Source organism: Parviterribacter kavangonensis (genome assembly GCF_056863335.1).
Genome location: NZ_JBXPJA010000002.1, coordinates 775,133 through 791,259 on the forward strand (window position 1 = coordinate 775,133; position 16,127 = coordinate 791,259).

The following is a 16,127-nucleotide window of genomic DNA, read 5'->3' on the forward strand; positions in this document are numbered from 1 at the left end:
GTGATGCCCCGGAGCTCCCTCGTCGCCGTTGCCGCGGCGCTCACCCTGGCGCTGCCCGCTGCCGCAAGCGCCCAGACCACGACCGTCGGATCGCTGACCGACCCCGTCAACCAATGGCTGCCGAGCACGCCCGACGCCACCTGGACGTACGAGTGGTTCGACACGGGGTACGCGCCGCGCCACACGCGCGAGGTCTACACCGTCAAGCAGAACGAGCAGACCGCGTTCCGCCTCGCGTGGACGACCGCGGGCCAGAACAACCCCGAGGACGCGGTCGAGAGCGAAGGCGAGATCGACTACCGCCGCACCGACGCGGGGCTCATCAACCTCAACTGGGCGAGCACGCCGCCGCCCGCCGAGTTCCCGATCCTCTGCGCCGCCAGCGCGAACTGCTCGAACAGCCTGTCGAGCACGCACTACCAGCTCATCTGGGGCAACCGGTCGCCCGTCCTGCTCGAGCCGCTGGTTCGCGACGCGCGCTGGAACACCGTCGGCGGCGCGAACAGCGACGTCTCCAGCGCGAACCGGTACCTCGGCCATGAGGCCGTGAAGGTCCGCGCGTTCCCGGCGCCCGTGCAGGCCGCCGTCGTGGAGTCCGAGCTGACGCAGGCCGGCGCGCTCGGCGACCCGTACGGCAGCGGCACGCGCAAGGTCTGGTGGGTCCGCGGCGTCGGCCCGGTGAAGATCCAGTTCCGCCATCGCGGCGGGGAGCTCACCGAGTCGGAGCTCGTCACGACGAACCTGACGCCCAAGCCGCTCCCCTCGGACGCCGACCTCATGCCGCTCAACAAGGGCGACAAGATGCGCTTCCGCTGGCGCAACTCGAAGCACATGAAGCGCTGGTCGACGCAGGACTTCACGGTCAGCCAGGTCGTCAACAACACCGCGCGCGTCGACGTCAAGGAGGTCAAGGGCCCGATCCGCGTCCGCGGCGCCTACGTCTTCGCCTCCCGGCTGAGCGGCGTCACGAACATCTCCGGCTTCACGCGCGCGGTCTCGCGGGCGAAGTGGCCGGCGCTCGGGCCGCTGTCGCAGCCCAAGGACAAGCGGCGCCACTTCTTCACGCCGTTCGACCTCATGGCCTTCGGCTTCAACCCGGTGCTCCCGGCGTACGCGGAGAAGGGCCAGGTCTGGAAGGGCATCGCGGGGTCGAGCGACCACCGCACGTTCGGCGTGCTCGGCACGTCCCAGGTGCTCGGCGTGGAGCCCATTCGGACGAGGCTCGGCCGTGTGAACGCGACGGTCGTCCAGTCGACGCTGACGCAGAACGCGTTCCGGTTCGGCAGCGGCACCCGCACGATGTGGTTCGCGAGCGGCAAGGGCCTCGTGAAGCTCGTCTTCCGCCACCGCGACGGCAGCGTCTCGACGGTCGAGCGGCTCAAGTAGCGATGGCGCGCGCGCTGCTCGTCCTCCTCGTGGCCGGCGCGCTGGCGGCGGCCGGCTGCGGCGGCGGCAACGACGAGCGCGACGGTGTCGAGCAGTACATCAAGGACGCCAACGCGATCCAGAAGGCGGCGGCGCCGAGCGTCGCGGAGGCCAACCAGACGTACGCGCAGTTCTCCAAGAGCGAGCTGACGGCGATCCAGGCCGACCTCGACCTCACCTCCGCCGAGGCGTCCATCCGGGCGACGCGAGCGAAGCTCGCGGGGCTGCATCCGCCGGCGGCCGCCTTGGCGCTGCACCGGCGGCTGCTCGAGGTCTACGACCTCAACGCGGACTTCGCCGACGAGAGCACGAAGCTCGCGCGGTACCTGCCGGCGGCGCGGCGCGCGCTGCGCCCGCTGCAGGCGATCGGCGACAAGCTGCGCGCGCGGCTGCGCGCCGCGAAGACGCCGGCGCAGCAGGCCGACGCGCTCGACCGCTACGCCCGCGGCGCCTACGGGCAGCTCAACCAGATGCGCGAGCTCGACCCGCCGCCCGTGCTGCTCGCCAGCCACCGCAACCAGCTGCAGCGGCTGTTCGACTCGAGCAAGCTCGCGTGGCGGATCCGCACGGCGACGCTGGCCCGCAACAGCAAGCGGGTCGCCGCGCTGCTGCTGCGGTTCCGCGAGGTCAACTCTCGCGCGCGGCCCACCCGGCTGAACCGCGACGCGGTGCGCGCGTACGACGAGCGCTACCGCGACATCACCGCCGCGGTCACCGCGATGCAGCAGGAGCAGATCCGGCTTCAGCAGCGGTTCGCCTAGGCTGCGCGGCGTGCCCGATCTGACCGCCGTCTTCGCCGACGTCGTCGCCCGCGCGCTCGCGGAGGACGTCGGCGACGGGGACGTCACCACGCAGGCCACCGTCGCGCCCGGCACGCGCGCCCGCGCGCGCATCGTGCAGAAGGCGCCGGGCGTGATCTTCGGCCTGGAGGGCGCCGAGCTGGCGTTCCGGTCGCTCGATCCGGACGTGCGGCTGGAGCGGCTCGCGGGGGAGGGCGAGTGGCGCGAGCGCGGCGAGGTGCTGGCGATCGAGGGCACCGCCGCAGGGATCCTCACCGCCGAACGGACCGCCCTGAACGTCCTCGGGCGGTTGTCCGGCATCGCGACCGCGACGGCGCGCGCCGTCCGGCTCGTCGAGGGCACCCGCTGCCGGATCCTCGACACGCGCAAGACCACGCCGGGGCTGCGGCTGCTCGAGAAGGCCGCGGTCGCGGCCGGCGGCGGCACGAACCACCGCGTCGGCCTCTTCGACGCGTTCCTCATCAAGGAGAACCACATCGCCGCGGCCGGCGGGATCACCGCTGCGGTCGAGCGGGCCCGTGATGCGCGGCCCGACCTGCTGCTCGAGGTCGAGGTGCGCGACGAGGCGGAGGTCGACGAGGCACTCGCCGCCGGCGCGCCGCGACTTCTGCTCGACAACATGACGCCCGACCGCATGCGCGCGGTCGTCGGCCGCGTTGCCGGGCGTGCCGAGCTCGAGGCGAGCGGCAACGTCACGCTCGACAACTTGCGCGCGGTCGCCGAGAGCGGCGTGGACTTCGTGTCCCTCGGTGCTTTGACGCATTCCGCGCCCGCGCTCGACTTGTCGTTGTTGATCGAGGCGTAGGTCGGGTCGGGTCCCGGCGCGCCGGCTCGCCGTTTGACCTTCTTCCGCGTGCTCGCGGGGGGCCGGCGAGGATGGAGGTTCTGCGGTTCGTGGTCGGTCGGTCCGTCGTCCGCGCGCCAGTGGGGTTAGCAACGTGCTACACCGCCCACCCGCGTCCGCGCCTCGTTGTCTGGCGTCGCGCCTCTTACGCTCCGTCGCCCCGGCCGTCCCGGGCCCGGGCGTGGGCCGCTGGGCACCGGTTTCGCCGAAAGCTTCGTGCACCACCGTCCGTTCCGGCAGGCGCCGTGCACGTTCCTTTCGCATAGCGAAAGGAACGTGCACCGCCATCGCCCGCGGCGTCGGCGGTGCACATTCCTTACGCGCGAAGGTTTCGTGCACGACCTGCCTCCCGGATGAGGTGGGGTGCACGTTCCGTTCGCATAGCGAAGGTTTCGTGCACCGCGGTCGCGCCGGACGCCGGCAGGTGCACGTTCCCTTCGGTCCTTCTCCGTCCCGCGCCGCGAAACCATCCCCGGGAGCACACGCCCGGGCCCGGGACGGCCCGGGCAACGGAAAGCACCGGGCGCGTCACGAAACAACGAGGCGCGGACGCGGGTGGGCGGTGAAGCACGTTGCTAACCCCACCGGCGCGCGGACAACGGACCGACCGACCACGAACCGCAGAACCCCCATCCTCGCCGGCCCCCGCGAGCAGGCGGAAGAAGGAGCCGACCAACAAACCGCCGCGGCGGGGGAGGAGCCCTAGCTACGTCTTCGCCGGAGGCCGAAACGCGGCGAGCGGCCGCGACACAACGAGCTCATCGTTCGTGAAGCGGAACTCCGCGGCAGGGCGGCCGACGCCGCCGCGGCGCTGGCCCGCGGACGCGATGAGGCTGTCGCGCTCGAGCACGCGGCGGAGGTTCGTCGCGTCGACCGGATACCCGAGCACGGCCTCGTAGACGTCCGCGAGCTCGCGCAGCGTGAACCGCGGCGGCGCGAGCGCGAACGCGGCGTTCGAGTAGGAGAGCTTCCCGCGCAGGCGGTCGTGGGCGCGCTCGACCGCGCCGGCGTGGCCGAAGGCGATGCGGGGGAGGGCGTCGACGGGATGCCACTCGGTGTCGGGAGGCAGGTGCGGCTCGCTGCCGCGCTGGATCAGCGCGAGGTACCCGACGTCGAGCAGCCACAGCTCCGGATGCGTATCCGCGGACGAGCGGCTGTCGAGCTGCTCGAGGTGCGCGACGTCGGACACGCCCACCTTCTCCAGCAGATGCCGCCGCATCGCCCGCTCCAGCGACTCGCCCTCGCGGACGAACCCGCCCGGCAACGACCAGCAGTTGGCCGCCGGCTCCCGCGACCGCCGCCACAGCAGCGTCTCCAGCGCAACACCGGGGTCAGGCACCGTGCGTGCACGCGACGAGGAGGCGCGGGGGGAAGGGGCGTCGCCGGGGCCGGCGACGCGCAGGACGACGGCGTTGACGACTGGTGCGGCGAGTTTTCGATCCACAGTCGAGAACGATGCTAGCCTATGCGCACCATGCTCGAGCTCCTCGACATCCCCGCGCTCCAGGCGGAGGTCCGCGCCCTCGCAGAGGAGCGCGACGCCGTGATCCTCGCGCACAACTACCAAGTGCCCGAGGTGCAGGACGTCGCCCACTACGTCGGCGACTCGCTCGGCCTCAGCCGCCAGGCGGCGGCCGCCGAGGGCAGCACGATCGTCTTCTGCGGCGTCCACTTCATGGCCGAGACCGCGTCGATACTGTCGCCGGAGAAGACGGTCCTGATCCCCGACCTCGACGCCGGCTGCTCGCTGGCCGACTCGATCACGCCGGCGCAGCTCAGCGCCTGGCAGGCCAAGCACCCCGGCGCGATCACCGTCATGTACGTCAACACGACGGCGGAGATCAAGGCGCTCACCGACTACTGCGTCACCAGCGCGAACGCCGTCGCGGTCGTCAGGCACATCCTCGAGACGCACGGACCGGACACCGAGATCCTCTTCGGGCCGGACATGTTCCTCGGCGCGTACGTCGAGAAGGAGCTCGGGATCAAGATGCACGTGTGGGACGGCGAGTGCCACGTCCACGCCGGCATCCGCCCGTCGGACATCGCCGACACCCGCGCCGCGCACCCCGGCGCCGACTTCCTCATCCACCCCGAGTGCGGCTGCTCGACCTCGGTCATGGAGTACGTCGCCGCTGGCGACGTCGACGCGCAGGGCGTGCACATGCTCTCCACCGGCGGGATGCTCGACTTCGCGAAGTCGGCCGAGCCGGGCTCGACGGTCATCATGGCCACCGAGGTCGGGATGCTTCACCCGCTCCAGCTGGCCGCGCCGGACGTCGACTTCATCGCGGCGAACGAGCGCGCGAGCTGCCGCTACATGAAGATGATCACGCTCGAGGGGCTGCGCGACAGCCTGCGGGAGAACCGCTACGAGGTGAAGGTGCCCGAGGCCATCGCCGAGCGCGCCCGCATCCCGATCGAGCGCATGGTGGCCATCGGCTCCTAGCGGCCGAGCCGCGCGAGCAGGCGCTGCAGCGCCGGCGCCTGCTCGGGGTCGAAGGGGACCGTGTAGTGGTCGCCCTCGACGGTGTGGACCTCGAGCGTCGGGCCGGGGAGGAGGGCGCCCATCGAGCCCAGCCGGGCCCGCGCGAGCTGGGAGACGTGGACACGGCGTGAGCCGTCGGGCGTGAAGAGCTCCAGCACGTGGTCGTCGAACGTGACGACGGTGGCTGGTCCGATGACTTCGATCATGGGCGCACCTTCGCGCGGGGTGCGCGCCAAGTCAGTGTCAGACCGGTCTCAGGCGGGCGTCGCCAGGAGGTCGATCCCGTCGCGCGCCGTGTCGCGGACGAGGCGCAGCGTGTCGACCTTGCGCTCGAACTCCGCCGGCGTGTAGCAGTGCACGTCGGCCGCGAAGCCCATCTCCGAGGCGTCCCACAGCGACCCGGCCACGTAGACGCGCTCGAGCCACGGCACGCCGTCGAACGCGCTCGACACGAGGATCACGACGTACTCCGGGCCGCGCTCGCGCTGCGGGAACGCGCCCCGCGCGTCCTCGAGCTGGGCGCCCCCGAGCAGGGCGCGCTCGATCGGCCAGCGGTCACCGACGCGCCGGACGTAGCGCTGGAGCTCCGCCTCGTGGAAGTCATCCACGGTGGCGATGATGCCACCGCGGCCGCGCTCAGTCGAACTCGCCCGGCTCGTGCGGGCCGACGACGGCCACCGCTAGCCGGTCCGCGACGTCCGCGGCCACCGCGCGGACCTCCTCGTACGTGACGGCGTCCAGGCGCGCGATCGACGCGTCGGGGTCGATCGGCTCGTCGTAGACGATCGTCGTCGCCGCGGCGTAGCGGGCGACCGCGTTCGTGTTCTCGAAGGCCAGCACGCGGCGGCCCGCGGCGTACGCGCGGGCACGCTCGACCTCCTCGGCGGTCGGTCCCTCGTCGCGCAGCTCGCCCACGATCTCGCGCATCCGCGTGTAGGCCTCGACGCACTTGCCCGAGTCGAGCCCCGCTCCGAGCGACAAGACGGGGAGATCGGAGAACGTGTGGTCCGACGCCCAGACCGAGTAGCAGAGCCCGCGCTGCTCGCGGATCTCGTCGAACAGCCGCGACCCCATCGAGCCGCCCAGCAGCGTCGCGTAGATCGTCAGCGCCGCGCGCTGCTCGGGGCTGCGCGGGTCGATGCCGGGGCGGTAGAGCATCCGCAGGTGCGACTGGTTCGTGTCGCGCTCCTCGACGAGCACGCGCGGGTCGATGTCCGACGGCGCCGCCTCGTACGGATCCGGGACGGGGAGGGAGGGGAAGCGCTCGAAGAGCCCGTCGACCGCGCCGTTGGCGGGGACGTGCTCGAGGTTGCCGACGATGAACGCGCCGCCGCGCTTGCCCGCCCAGCGGCGGCTGCGGAACGCGACGATCGCGTCGCGCGTGAACGTCCGCAGGTGCTCCTCGGGGCCGAGGACCGCGCGCCCGAGCGGGTGCTCGCCGAACGCCGCGCGGTCGATCAGCTCCTCCGCCACCGCCGACGGCTGGTCCTTGTAGCGCTGGATCTCCTGGATGACGACCCCGCGCTCGCGGTCGAGCTCCTCGGCGTCGATGCGCGGCCGCCCGACGAAGTCGGTGAGCAGGTCGATCGCCTCCAGCGCCGCCTCGGCGCGCACGGTGATGTGGAACGCGACGAGGTCGTGCGACGTGTAGGCGTTGAGCATGCCGCCCATCCGCTCGGCCGTCTCGTTGACCTTGCGGTAGTCGTCGTACTTCTCGCCGCCCTTGAAGACGAGATGCTCGAGGAAGTGGGCCATCCCGTTCTCCTCGGCGTGCTCCGCGCGGGCGCCGGCGTCGAAGGCGACGAGCACCGTGACCGCCCGCGTGCCGGGCAGCGAGATGCGGTGCAGGGGGAGACCGTTCTTCAGCGTGGTGGTGGCGATGTCGGGCACGGCGACGAGCCTACCGGCACGCTTGCAAATCCCCTTGCATGCGGCGGATTCGCGCTCTCCGTGTCCTAGATTGCGGCGCCCATGGCCCTCACGGTCGAACGTCCGCGCACGTCCACGCCGGGTGCGCTCCAGCCGCACGTCATCGAGCTGCGTGACGTGTCCAAGAAGTACGAGGGCGGCGACGTCGGCCTCGACGGCGCGACGTTCTCCGTCCGCCGCGGCGAGTTCGTCTTCCTCGTCGGCCACTCCGGGTCCGGCAAGTCGACGATCATGAAGCTCCTGCTCAAGGAGACCGAGCCGACGAGTGGGACGATCCGCGTCGCCGGCCGCGACCTGCGCGACATCACCGACAAGAAGGTCCCGTACTACCGCCGCAACATCGGAGCCGTCTTCCAGGACTTCAAGCTGCTGCCGAGCCGCACCGTGTACGACAACGTCGCGTACGCGCTGCAGGTCACCGGCGGCTCGCGCAAGGACGTCCGCGCGAAGGTGCCGGACATCCTGCGCCTCACCGGCCTGTCGACGAAGCTGCACAACCGGCCCGACCAGCTCTCCGGCGGCGAGCAGCAGCGCGTCTCGGTGGCGCGCGCGTTCGTCAACCACCCGCCGCTGCTGATCGCCGACGAGCCGACCGGCAACCTCGATCCCGAGACCTCGGTCGGGATCATGCAGCTGCTCTACCGGATCAACAAGACCGGCACGACCGTCGTCGTCGCGACGCACGACCACCACCTGGTCGACCGCATGAAGCGCCGCGTGATCGAGCTGCAGAACGGGCGCATCATCCGCGACGTGCCGCAGGGCATGTACAGCTCGCAGTCGACGCAGGAGTTCGGCGCGCTGCTGCGCGGCGAGGAGCTCGACTTCTGATGAAGGTCGGGTTCTTCCTCCGCGAGGCGCTGCGCTCGGTCTCGCGCAACGCCGTCCCGAGCTTCGCCGCGCTCGCCTCGGTGCTCGTGACCGTGCTCGTGCTCGGCGTCTTCATCCCGATCGTCCAGGCCACGACCGGCGCCGCCAACGAGGTGCGCGGCCGCGTCATGGTCGACGTCTACCTCAAGCCCGCCGCGCAGGACGACGACGTCGAGCGCGTCCGCCGCACGCTGACCGAGGACACGCCCTACGTCGGCAAGGTCCAGTACGTCTCCAAGGAGGAGGCCTACGAGTCGGAGAAGCGGCGCAACCCCGAGGCCTACGAGCTGCTCGGCTCCAATCCGCTGCCTGACACCTTCCGCGTGACGCCGGACAAGCCGGAGCACGTCGAGGCGCTGCGCGACGCGCTGGCGCCGCAGGCCGCTGCGGGAGGGCGCGCGCCATCGGACCCGGCGATCGACGAGGTCAAGAACCGGCGGGAGGACACGGACAAGATCCTCTCGGCGACGCGGGCGGTGAAGCTGACGACCGCCGTGCTGACCGTGCTGCTGATCATCGCGTCGATCCTGCTCGTGGCGAACACGATCCGGCTGTCGCTCTTCTCGCGCCGGCGCGAGGTGGAGGTCATGAAGCTCGTCGGCGCGACGAACTGGTTCATCCGCTGGCCGTTCGTCATCGAGGGCGTGATCCTCGGGGCGTGCGGCGGCGTGCTCGCGGTGCTTCTCTTGCTCGTGGGCAAGATCGCGCTGATCGATCCGCTGGCGGAAGACTTCGCGCTCATCGCCGCGCCGGACACGATCGACTTCCGCGTGCTGACGATCGTGCTGCTGCTGGCCAGCGTCGGCGTCGCCGCCGCGGGCTCGGGGCTGTCGCTGCGCCGCTTCCTGCGGGTTTAGGCCCCGTTGTAGGTCCCCCACGTACCCTCGGGTGACGTGCGCACCCTAGGCATCCTGCTCGCTCCGATCGCGCTCGTGGCCGGGATCTGGATCGGCGGCCACAGCTCCGGCCTGCCCGGTCCGATCCGCGACTTCGCGCAGGACGACGACCTCGCGGTGGTCAGCAACGCGATCGAGCGCGTCCACGACGACTACTACCGGGACGTGCCGAAGTCGACGCTCGGCGACCAGGCGATCTCGGGACTCGTCAAGGGGCTCGACGACCGCTTCTCGAACTACTTCGACCCCAAGCAGTACGGCCAGTTCCGCGAGCAGACGGACGCTCGCTTCAGCGGCGTGGGCACCTCGGTCCTGCAGGTCGACGAGGGGCTGCGGATCGTGCAGGTCTACGCCGACTCGCCGGCGCAGGAGGCGGGGCTGCGCAAGGACGACGTGATCGTCGCGGTCAACGGGACGAAGATCGCCGGCAAGCCCGACGAGACCGCGACGGGGCTCATCAAGGGGCCGTCGGGGACGAAGGTGCGGCTGACCGTCACGCGCGGCAAGGAGACGTTCGACCGCACGTTGACGCGGCGCGAGATCCGCGTAGACGTCGTGCAGGACAAGATGGTCACGCGCGACGGGACGAAGTACGGCGTGGTCCGGCTCGACACGTTCTCGTCGGGCGCGCACGGCGAGGTCTACGCCGCGGTGCGCAAGGAGCTGAAGGAGGGCGCGAAGGGGCTCGTGCTCGACCTCCGCGGCAACGGCGGCGGCCTGGTCGAGGAGGCGCGCCTGGTGGCGAGCGCCTTCCTGCCCGAGGGCAAGATCGTCACCACGCGCGGGCGCGCGGTGCCCGAGCGCGTGTACATGGCGACCGGCAACCCGATCGCGGCGAAGGTGCCGCTGGTGGTGCTCGTCGACAACGGGACGGCGTCGGCGTCGGAGATCGTCGCGGGCGCGCTGCAGGACCGCCATCGCGCGGAGCTGGTGGGCACCAAGACGTTCGGCAAGGGCGTCTTCCAGCAGGTGATGGAGCTGGAGAACGGCGGCGCGCTCGATCTGACGGTCGGGCAGTACTTCCTCCCGTCCGGTCGCAACATCGGCGGGCGCGGGGTGGAGCGCGGCGCGGGGCTCGAGCCCGACCTCTCGGCGAAGGACAACCCGAAGACGCCGCGAGATGAAGCCCTGCAAGAAGCGCTGGCGTCGCTCGCTGCGTGAGCGCACCCGTCGTCGCACAGCTGGCACGCCGCGGGAAGCACTGGACGGGCGAGCCGTTCTTCGAGCCCGGCCGCGCCTTCATGGTCGAGCGCGACAAGCGCCTGAAGGACGGCGCGTTGGTGCTGCTGCGGACGAGCGGCACGGGCCGCGGTCGCGCGAAGCTGCTCCGCCAGGTCGGCCGGCCCGACGTGGCGGGCGACGTGCTCGAGGCGCTGATGCTCGACCGCGGGCTGCGGCGCCGGTTCGAGCCGTTCGTCGAGCGCCAGGCGCGCGAGGCCGCCGACCGCGGCGGGCACGACGTGCCGTCGCGGCGCGACCTCCGGTCCCTCACGACGTTCACGATCGACCCGCCGACGGCGAAGGACTTCGACGACGCGATCTCGGCCGAGCGGCTCGGCGACAAGGCGTGGAAGGTGTGGGTCCACATCGCGGACGTCTGCGCGTACGTGGCGCCGGGATCCGCCGTCGACAAGGAGGCGTACCGGCGCGCGACGAGCGTCTACGTCCCCGGCCGCGTCGAGCCGATGCTGCCGACCGCGCTGTCGAACGAGGCGTGCTCGCTCGTGCCGTACGTCGACCGGCTGGCGGTGACCGTCGAGCTGGACATCCGCGGGTCGAAGGTGGTCAAGAGCGCGTTCTACCGGTCGCTCGTGCGGTCGGACGAGCGGCTCGACTACGACCGCGTCGACCGGATCTTCGGCGGGCGCGAGCACGCGGCCGAGCTGTGGGCCGAGCCGCTGGCGGCCGCGCGCGAGGCCGCCGCCGCGCTGGGGTCGGCGCGCGAGCGGCACGCGATCGCGCTCGACACGGCTGAGCCGGAGTTCCGCTTCGACGCGCGCGGCCAGGTCACGCATGTGCATCCGGTCATGCAGACCGAGTCGCACCGGCTGATCGAGCACCTCATGATCGCCGCGAACGAGGCGGTCGCGGGGCTGCTGGAGGACCGCAAGATGCCGGCGCTCTACCGCGTGCACGAGCGGCCCGAGCCCGACGCCGTGTTGCGCCTCGCCGACCAGCTCGCGTCCCTGGATGTGCCGACGCCACCGCTGCCGAACCCGTTGCCGCCCTCGGCGACGGGCGAGGCGGCGGCCGAGATCTCGCGAGCGGTCGCGGCGTGGGTGGAGCAGCACGGCCGCGGGCGGCGTGCGCTCACGTACCTGGTCCTGCGGTCGCTGAAGCAGGCGTGGTACTCGCCGCGCAACGTCGGCCACGCGGGCCTCGGCAGCGCGCGGTACTGCCACTTCACCTCGCCGATCCGCCGCTACCCGGACATCGTGTGCCACCGGGCGCTGCTGGCGGCGATCGGTGCGGGGGAGGACCCGCCCGAGCGGTCGCGGCTGGACGAGGTCGGGGCCTGGACGTCGGCGCGCGAGCGCGACGCGATGGTGATCGAGCGAGACGCCGACGACGTCGCCCGCGCGTTCCTGCTCGAGCGGTCGCCGGAGCGCGAGTTCGACGGCGAGGTGACGTCGCTCATCGCGGCGGGCGCGTTCGTGTCGTTCGGCGACGGCTACGAGGGGCTGCTGCCCGTCCGGCGACTGCGCGGCGACTGGTGGGACCTCAACGAGGAGGGCACGATCCTCGTCGGCGCGAAGCTCGGCAAGGCGATCCGGTTGGGCGACCAGGTGCGGGTCGCGGTCGGGCGCGTGGAGGCGCCGCGCGGCCGGGTGGACCTGTACCCGGTCGAGCTGTAGCGCCGGCCGGCAACTAGTCTCGGACGGACGATGGCCAAGAAGGGCAAGAAGAAGGTCGCACCCGGCGACGTCGCCACGAACCGGCAGGCTTCGTATCGCTTCGAGCTGCTCGACAAGCTCGAGGCGGGCATGGTGCTGCGCGGCACGGAGGTCAAGGCGCTGCGCGACGGCGGGGCGCAGATGAAGGACAGCTACGCGCTCATCCGCGACGGCGAGGTGTGGCTGCACAACCTGCACATCCCGCCGTACAAGCCGGCCGCGCGGGAGAACCACCCGCCCGAGCGCGACCGCAAGCTCCTGCTGCACCGCCGCGAGATCGAGCGGATCGTCGGGCGGATCAACGAGCGGGGCCTCACGCTGGTTCCCACGCGCATCTACTTCAAGGACGGACGCGCGAAGGTGGAGCTGGCGCTCGCGCGCGGCAAGGACCGCTTCGACAAGCGCGAGTCGATCAAGGAGCGCGAGATGAAGCGCGACCTCGATCGCGCGCGGGCCGAGTACCGCTAAGCGGGCGTGCAGCGGACGGTGCTGCGGTCGAGCACGCGGCCGCTCGCCGTCACGAACGCCAGGTCGGCGCGGCCTCGCTGGAGCCGCATGCGCAGGCCGCCGAACTCGCTGTCGTTCGCGAAGGCGAGCCCGTCGTGCTCCTCGAGCTCGTAGAGCTCCTTGCCGGCGGCCCCGGAGACGACCTGGGTCATCCCGTCGAGGGGATGGAAGCGCTGCATCGTGTGGTCGTGGCCGCTGACGATAAGGGTCGCGTGGCCGCTCAGCGCGTCCCAGAGCGGCTGGACGTCGACGGCGTCGCCGTGGGGCCCGGCGCTGAACCGCGGCCGGTGCCAGACGCCCATCGCGCAGGTGCCGCGAGCGGTCCGGAGCTGGCGCTTGAGCCACGCGAGCTGGGCGGAGCCCGCTTCGTGGGGCGCCTCGGAGTTCAGGACGTAGATCCACCAGCCGCCGACGTCCGTCGTGTACCAGCGCGGCAGCTTCTTCCCGCGCTGCCTGCGCCAGAACGGGAAGTAGCCGATCCGGCGGTTGGCCCACTCGTGGTTGCCGGGCGTCGGGATCATGCGCTGGAGCAGGCCCTTGAAGACGGGCGCGAACTGATCGGTGAACTCGGCGGGCGTGCCGCTCTCGTAGACGTCCCCGAGGTAGAGCACTCGCGCAGGGTTCTCGCGGCGGATCCGGTCGGCGACGGCCTTCGAGTCCTTGCTGTCCGTGCCGCCGTCGCCCACGGCCCAGACGAGCGTCGCCTCCGTCGCGGGGGCGCCGGCGGTGGTGGACGTCTTGTCGCTCGACCCGCAGCCGGCGAGGGCTGCGGCGGAAGCGATGGCGAGGAGCGCGCGGCTCACGAGTCGGGCCATCGCGGCGCAGGGTAGTTCGCGCGACCCGACGCTCCAGCATCCGTACCTCGGTGCCGGGCCGCGCCATCCCTACGTCGGTTGAACCGGATGCCGGACTGACCTGTTCGGACAGACGTACGACTCGCGTTCAGGGACAGACCTGCAGCTGCGCGCACGTCTCGCGGAGCGTGTCGGTCACCTGGTGAACGGTGCCGCGCACCGGTTCGGGCGTCTGGTCGGCGACCCGGTCGACCGTGGTCGCGGCGGTGTCGACGACCTTCGGCGGCTGTGGCGGAGCCGGCGGCTCGGGCGGCGTGGGCGGCTCGGTCGGAGTGGGCGGCTGCGGGCTCTGCGCCGGCGTCTGCGGGGCAGGGTTGGGCGCCGCGGGCGCGGGCGTCGTGGTCGCGGGCTGCTGCGCGACCGGCTTGCCGGTCGCGGGCGGCGTCTTCGTTCGCGTCGTGGCGCGGACGGGCGTGAGCGCGACGAGGCTGGGCGCGGCGACGATCGCGGCGCCGGGCCGGTCGTTCCCGCGCGTGGACCCGTCGCCGAGGTCCGATCGTTCTCCGCCCGCGATCAGCGAGCCGAGCGGCCCGAGAACTCCGAGCGCGCCCAGCGAGAGGACCGCGACCGCGGTGGCAGCGAGCATGCCCGCGGCCGCGGCGAGCCGCGCGGTCACCCCACCCAGCGGCGCCCCTGCGCTCCGCATGTGCGTAGCGTACCGGCGGTGGGAGGCAGGCTCCGACGGTTCGGTGACCGCTGGCGGCGCAGCTTCGTGGCGTCGATCAGCGTCGTCGCCCTGCTCGTCCTCGTCGTCTTCGGCGCGGTCGTCGTGTTGCTCGTCCGCGCGCAGATCGAGGACCAGGCCTTCGAGCGAGCCCGCGACACCGCCCAGCTGACCGCCCGCGTCGCGTTCGCGCCGCGGCTGCCCGCCGGCGACGGCCGCCTGTCCGCGCGCGACCTCGACGAGCTCGACCGTCAGCTCGCCTCCGCCCGCGCCCGCGAGCCCCTCCTCGACATGCGCCTCTGGTCGGCGTACGGCCGCGTGCTCTACGCCCGGTCGCGCGGCGAGATCGGTTCCTCACCGCGACCCGACGAGGTCGTGAAGGCCGGTCTCCGCGGCCGCAGCGCGACTGCGGTCCGCGACGACGACACCGTCCTCGTCGCCGCCGTCCCGGTCCGCCGCGCCGAAGGCTCTTCGGCGGAGGGCCGCGCCTCAGGAGGCTCTTCGGGGGGGACCGCCGCCCAAGGGTCTTCGGCGGGCGGCGCCGCCGACAAGTCTTCGGCCGCCGCGGCGCTGGAGCTGCGTCTTCCGTACGACGACGTCGCCGCCGACGTGTCGTCGCGCACGTGGCGGCTTGCGGCGGCGATCGCGATCGTCGGGCTGCTCGCGTGGCTGCTCTCCCTGCCCGCTCTTCTGCGCGCGGGCCGGGCGCTGCGGGCGCAGTACGACCCGCGGCGGGTCGAGCTCGTCCGGGACCTCAAGCTGGCGATGCAGCGGGGCGAGCTGTCGCTGCACTTCCAGCCGATCGTCGAGGCGGCGACGGGACGGCCCGCGAGCGCGGAGGCGCTCGTGCGGTGGCACCACCCGACGCGCGGCGCGATCCCGCCGGACCGGTTCATCTTCGCGGTCGAGTCCACCGAGGTGATGTGGCCGCTGACGCTGCACCTGCTCGGGATCGCGACGCGCGAGTGCGCCCGCTGGCGGGACCTCGGGTTCAAGGACGTCCGCGTGGCGGTCAACGTCTCCGGCGAGGTCCTGCCGGACCGCCGTCTCGCCGGCGAGGTCGGGCAGCTGCTCGAGGCCGCGCGACTGCCGGCGGAGGCGCTCGAGATCGAGGTCACCGAGGGCGCGGTCATGCGCGACCCCGAGGCGGCGACGCGCGTGCTCGGCCAGCTCACCGAGCTCGGCATCCGCGTGGTCGCGATCGACGACTTCGGCACCGGCTACTCGTCGCTCGCCCGGCTGCACGAGCTGCCGCTCGACACGCTCAAGATCGACCAGAGCTTCGTCCGCCGCATGGCCGAGATCGGCGACGACGCGGTCGTCCGCTCGATCATCGACCTCGCCCACGCGCTCGGGATGAAGGTCATCGCGGAGGGCGCGGAGGACGAGTCGGTGGTCGAGCAGCTCGCGTCGCTCGGGTGCGACTACGTCCAGGGCTACGCGTTCACGCGGCCGCTCCCACCGGGCGACTTCGCGGCCTGGCTGGCCTCGCACGGCACCGCCGCCGCGAGGTAGACTGACTTCCGTACATAACCCCCGGGGACGACAGGCTTCGACGTGGTCGGTTCGTGGGGGTGGTCGCGAGTCGAGGTTCCGGCTGGCCTCGTAAAACCGCCGGAAAACCATACGTGCGGATTCTCACGAGTTCGCCCTCGCCGCTTAGTCACTAAGCACTAAGTCGCGAAGGTGCCGCCCCCCGCCCGCCCACCGCGGGGGATGTCGGTATCAGAACGTGGGCTCACCCCGCTAGGTCCGCTTCCGCCGACCGGGGGACATCTCAGGAGGCTGGCCCCTCGGAACCCTGTCAGTGCGGCAACCGAGGGGCGAGACAAGAGCACTGACTACGCTCGTAGACGCCACTCTTCACGCGATTGCGGACGCGGGTTCGATTCCCGCCGTCTCCACTTCCGCCGCTTCGGCCCGCTCCATGCGGTCGAAGCGGCCGCGCGACGTCAG

At 72.1% G+C, this 16,127-nt stretch carries 16 protein-coding genes and 1 other RNA gene; 11 read left to right on the forward strand and 6 right to left on the reverse strand.

Annotated features, from left to right (window positions below; translation table 11 throughout):
* Positions 1 to 3 precede the first annotated feature (3 nt).
* From AC1UE4_RS19280 to nadC, 3 genes are read left to right on the forward strand one after another with little or no spacing between them, the layout of a single operon-like run.
* On the forward strand, positions 4 to 1,386 hold the full coding sequence (locus tag AC1UE4_RS19280) for a hypothetical protein (protein WP_482918933.1): 1,383 nt from the start codon (positions 4 to 6) through the stop codon (positions 1,384 to 1,386).
* A 2-nt stretch (positions 1,387 to 1,388) separates the two neighbouring features.
* A complete protein-coding gene (locus AC1UE4_RS19285; RefSeq protein ID WP_482918934.1) occupies positions 1,389 to 2,186 on the forward strand; it encodes a hypothetical protein in 798 nt (265 codons plus the stop codon).
* A 10-nt stretch (positions 2,187 to 2,196) separates the two neighbouring features.
* A complete protein-coding gene (nadC, locus tag AC1UE4_RS19290) occupies positions 2,197 to 3,030 on the forward strand; it encodes a carboxylating nicotinate-nucleotide diphosphorylase (RefSeq protein ID WP_482918935.1) in 834 nt (277 codons plus the stop codon).
* A 745-nt stretch (positions 3,031 to 3,775) separates the two neighbouring features.
* Here the strand turns inward: nadC and AC1UE4_RS19295 are convergent.
* Positions 3,776 to 4,513 carry an NUDIX hydrolase gene (locus tag AC1UE4_RS19295; protein WP_482918936.1) on the reverse strand — a complete coding sequence of 246 codons (738 nt, stop codon included), beginning with the start codon at positions 4,511 to 4,513 and terminating at the stop codon, positions 3,776 to 3,778.
* Positions 4,514 to 4,543: 30 nt separating this feature from the next.
* Between AC1UE4_RS19295 and nadA the strand changes: the two genes are divergently transcribed.
* On the forward strand, positions 4,544 to 5,518 hold the full coding sequence (nadA, locus tag AC1UE4_RS19300; protein ID WP_482918937.1) for a quinolinate synthase NadA: 975 nt from the start codon (positions 4,544 to 4,546) through the stop codon (positions 5,516 to 5,518).
* On the opposite strand, the gene AC1UE4_RS19305 is transcribed toward nadA, so the two are convergent.
* The 3 genes from AC1UE4_RS19305 to AC1UE4_RS19315 are packed head-to-tail and all read right to left on the reverse strand — an operon-like array spanning position 5,515 to position 7,447.
* Positions 5,515 to 5,763: a hypothetical protein gene (locus AC1UE4_RS19305; protein WP_482918938.1), complete on the reverse strand. Its 249-nt coding sequence runs from the start codon at positions 5,761 to 5,763 to the stop codon at positions 5,515 to 5,517. The two genes, nadA and AC1UE4_RS19305, sit on opposite strands and share 4 nt — an antisense overlap.
* 48 nt (positions 5,764 to 5,811) lie before the next feature.
* A complete protein-coding gene (locus AC1UE4_RS19310) occupies positions 5,812 to 6,165 on the reverse strand; it encodes a hypothetical protein (protein ID WP_482918939.1) in 354 nt (117 codons plus the stop codon).
* 28 nt (positions 6,166 to 6,193) lie between these two features.
* Complete coding sequence (locus tag AC1UE4_RS19315) at positions 6,194 to 7,447, reverse strand: M16 family metallopeptidase (RefSeq protein WP_482918940.1); 1,254 nt, start codon at positions 7,445 to 7,447, stop codon at positions 6,194 to 6,196.
* 81 nt (positions 7,448 to 7,528) lie between these two features.
* On the opposite strand from AC1UE4_RS19315, the gene ftsE reads away from it, so the two are divergent.
* From ftsE to smpB, 5 genes are read left to right on the forward strand one after another with little or no spacing between them, the layout of a single operon-like run.
* Complete coding sequence (gene ftsE, locus AC1UE4_RS19320) at positions 7,529 to 8,317, forward strand: cell division ATP-binding protein FtsE (protein WP_482918941.1); 789 nt, start codon at positions 7,529 to 7,531, stop codon at positions 8,315 to 8,317.
* Complete coding sequence (gene ftsX, locus AC1UE4_RS19325; RefSeq protein WP_482918942.1) at positions 8,317 to 9,213, forward strand: permease-like cell division protein FtsX; 897 nt, start codon at positions 8,317 to 8,319, stop codon at positions 9,211 to 9,213. Before ftsE ends, ftsX begins: the two co-directional genes overlap by 1 nt.
* 36 nt (positions 9,214 to 9,249) lie before the next feature.
* Entirely contained in the window at positions 9,250 to 10,413 is a 1,164-nt protein-coding gene (locus AC1UE4_RS19330) for a S41 family peptidase (protein ID WP_482918943.1), read from the forward strand.
* A complete protein-coding gene (locus AC1UE4_RS19335) occupies positions 10,410 to 12,107 on the forward strand; it encodes a ribonuclease R family protein (protein WP_482918944.1) in 1,698 nt (565 codons plus the stop codon). The genes AC1UE4_RS19330 and AC1UE4_RS19335 overlap by 4 nt, the downstream gene beginning before the upstream one ends.
* A 30-nt stretch (positions 12,108 to 12,137) precedes the next feature.
* Entirely contained in the window at positions 12,138 to 12,614 is a 477-nt protein-coding gene (gene smpB / locus AC1UE4_RS19340) for an SsrA-binding protein SmpB (protein ID WP_482918945.1), read from the forward strand.
* Here smpB and AC1UE4_RS19345 read toward each other — a convergent pair.
* Positions 12,611 to 13,468: a metallophosphoesterase family protein gene (locus tag AC1UE4_RS19345; protein ID WP_482918946.1), complete on the reverse strand. Its 858-nt coding sequence runs from the start codon at positions 13,466 to 13,468 to the stop codon at positions 12,611 to 12,613. The genes smpB and AC1UE4_RS19345 overlap by 4 nt on opposite strands.
* Before the next feature lie 127 nt (positions 13,469 to 13,595).
* On the reverse strand, positions 13,596 to 14,153 hold the full coding sequence (locus AC1UE4_RS19350; protein WP_482918947.1) for a hypothetical protein: 558 nt from the start codon (positions 14,151 to 14,153) through the stop codon (positions 13,596 to 13,598).
* Between the two features lie 18 nt (positions 14,154 to 14,171).
* On the opposite strand from AC1UE4_RS19350, the gene AC1UE4_RS19355 reads away from it, so the two are divergent.
* Positions 14,172 to 15,686, forward strand: a complete 1,515-nt coding sequence (locus AC1UE4_RS19355; protein WP_482918948.1) for a putative bifunctional diguanylate cyclase/phosphodiesterase — start codon at positions 14,172 to 14,174, stop codon at positions 15,684 to 15,686.
* A gap of 23 nt (positions 15,687 to 15,709) precedes the next feature.
* Positions 15,710 to 16,078: a transfer-messenger RNA gene (gene ssrA, locus AC1UE4_RS19360) on the forward strand.
* Positions 16,079 to 16,127 lie beyond the last annotated feature (49 nt).

Excerpts from the sequence above, each read along its gene's own strand:
- AC1UE4_RS19280 (WP_482918933.1), top strand. The coding sequence starts at position 4 with ATGCCCCGGAGCTCCCTCGTCGCCGTTGCCGCGGCGCTCACCCTGGCG.
- ftsX (WP_482918942.1), top strand. The coding sequence starts at position 8,317 with ATGAAGGTCGGGTTCTTCCTCCGCGAGGCGCTGCGCTCGGTCTCGCGC.
- AC1UE4_RS19350 (WP_482918947.1), bottom strand. The coding sequence starts at position 14,153 with ATGCGGAGCGCAGGGGCGCCGCTGGGTGGGGTGACCGCGCGGCTCGCC.
- AC1UE4_RS19285 (WP_482918934.1), top strand. The coding sequence starts at position 1,389 with ATGGCGCGCGCGCTGCTCGTCCTCCTCGTGGCCGGCGCGCTGGCGGCG.
- ftsE (WP_482918941.1), top strand. The coding sequence starts at position 7,529 with ATGGCCCTCACGGTCGAACGTCCGCGCACGTCCACGCCGGGTGCGCTC.
- AC1UE4_RS19305 (WP_482918938.1), bottom strand. The coding sequence starts at position 5,763 with ATGATCGAAGTCATCGGACCAGCCACCGTCGTCACGTTCGACGACCAC.
- AC1UE4_RS19345 (WP_482918946.1), bottom strand. The coding sequence starts at position 13,468 with ATGGCCCGACTCGTGAGCCGCGCGCTCCTCGCCATCGCTTCCGCCGCA.
- nadA (WP_482918937.1), top strand. The coding sequence starts at position 4,544 with ATGCTCGAGCTCCTCGACATCCCCGCGCTCCAGGCGGAGGTCCGCGCC.
- smpB (WP_482918945.1), top strand. The coding sequence starts at position 12,138 with ATGGCCAAGAAGGGCAAGAAGAAGGTCGCACCCGGCGACGTCGCCACG.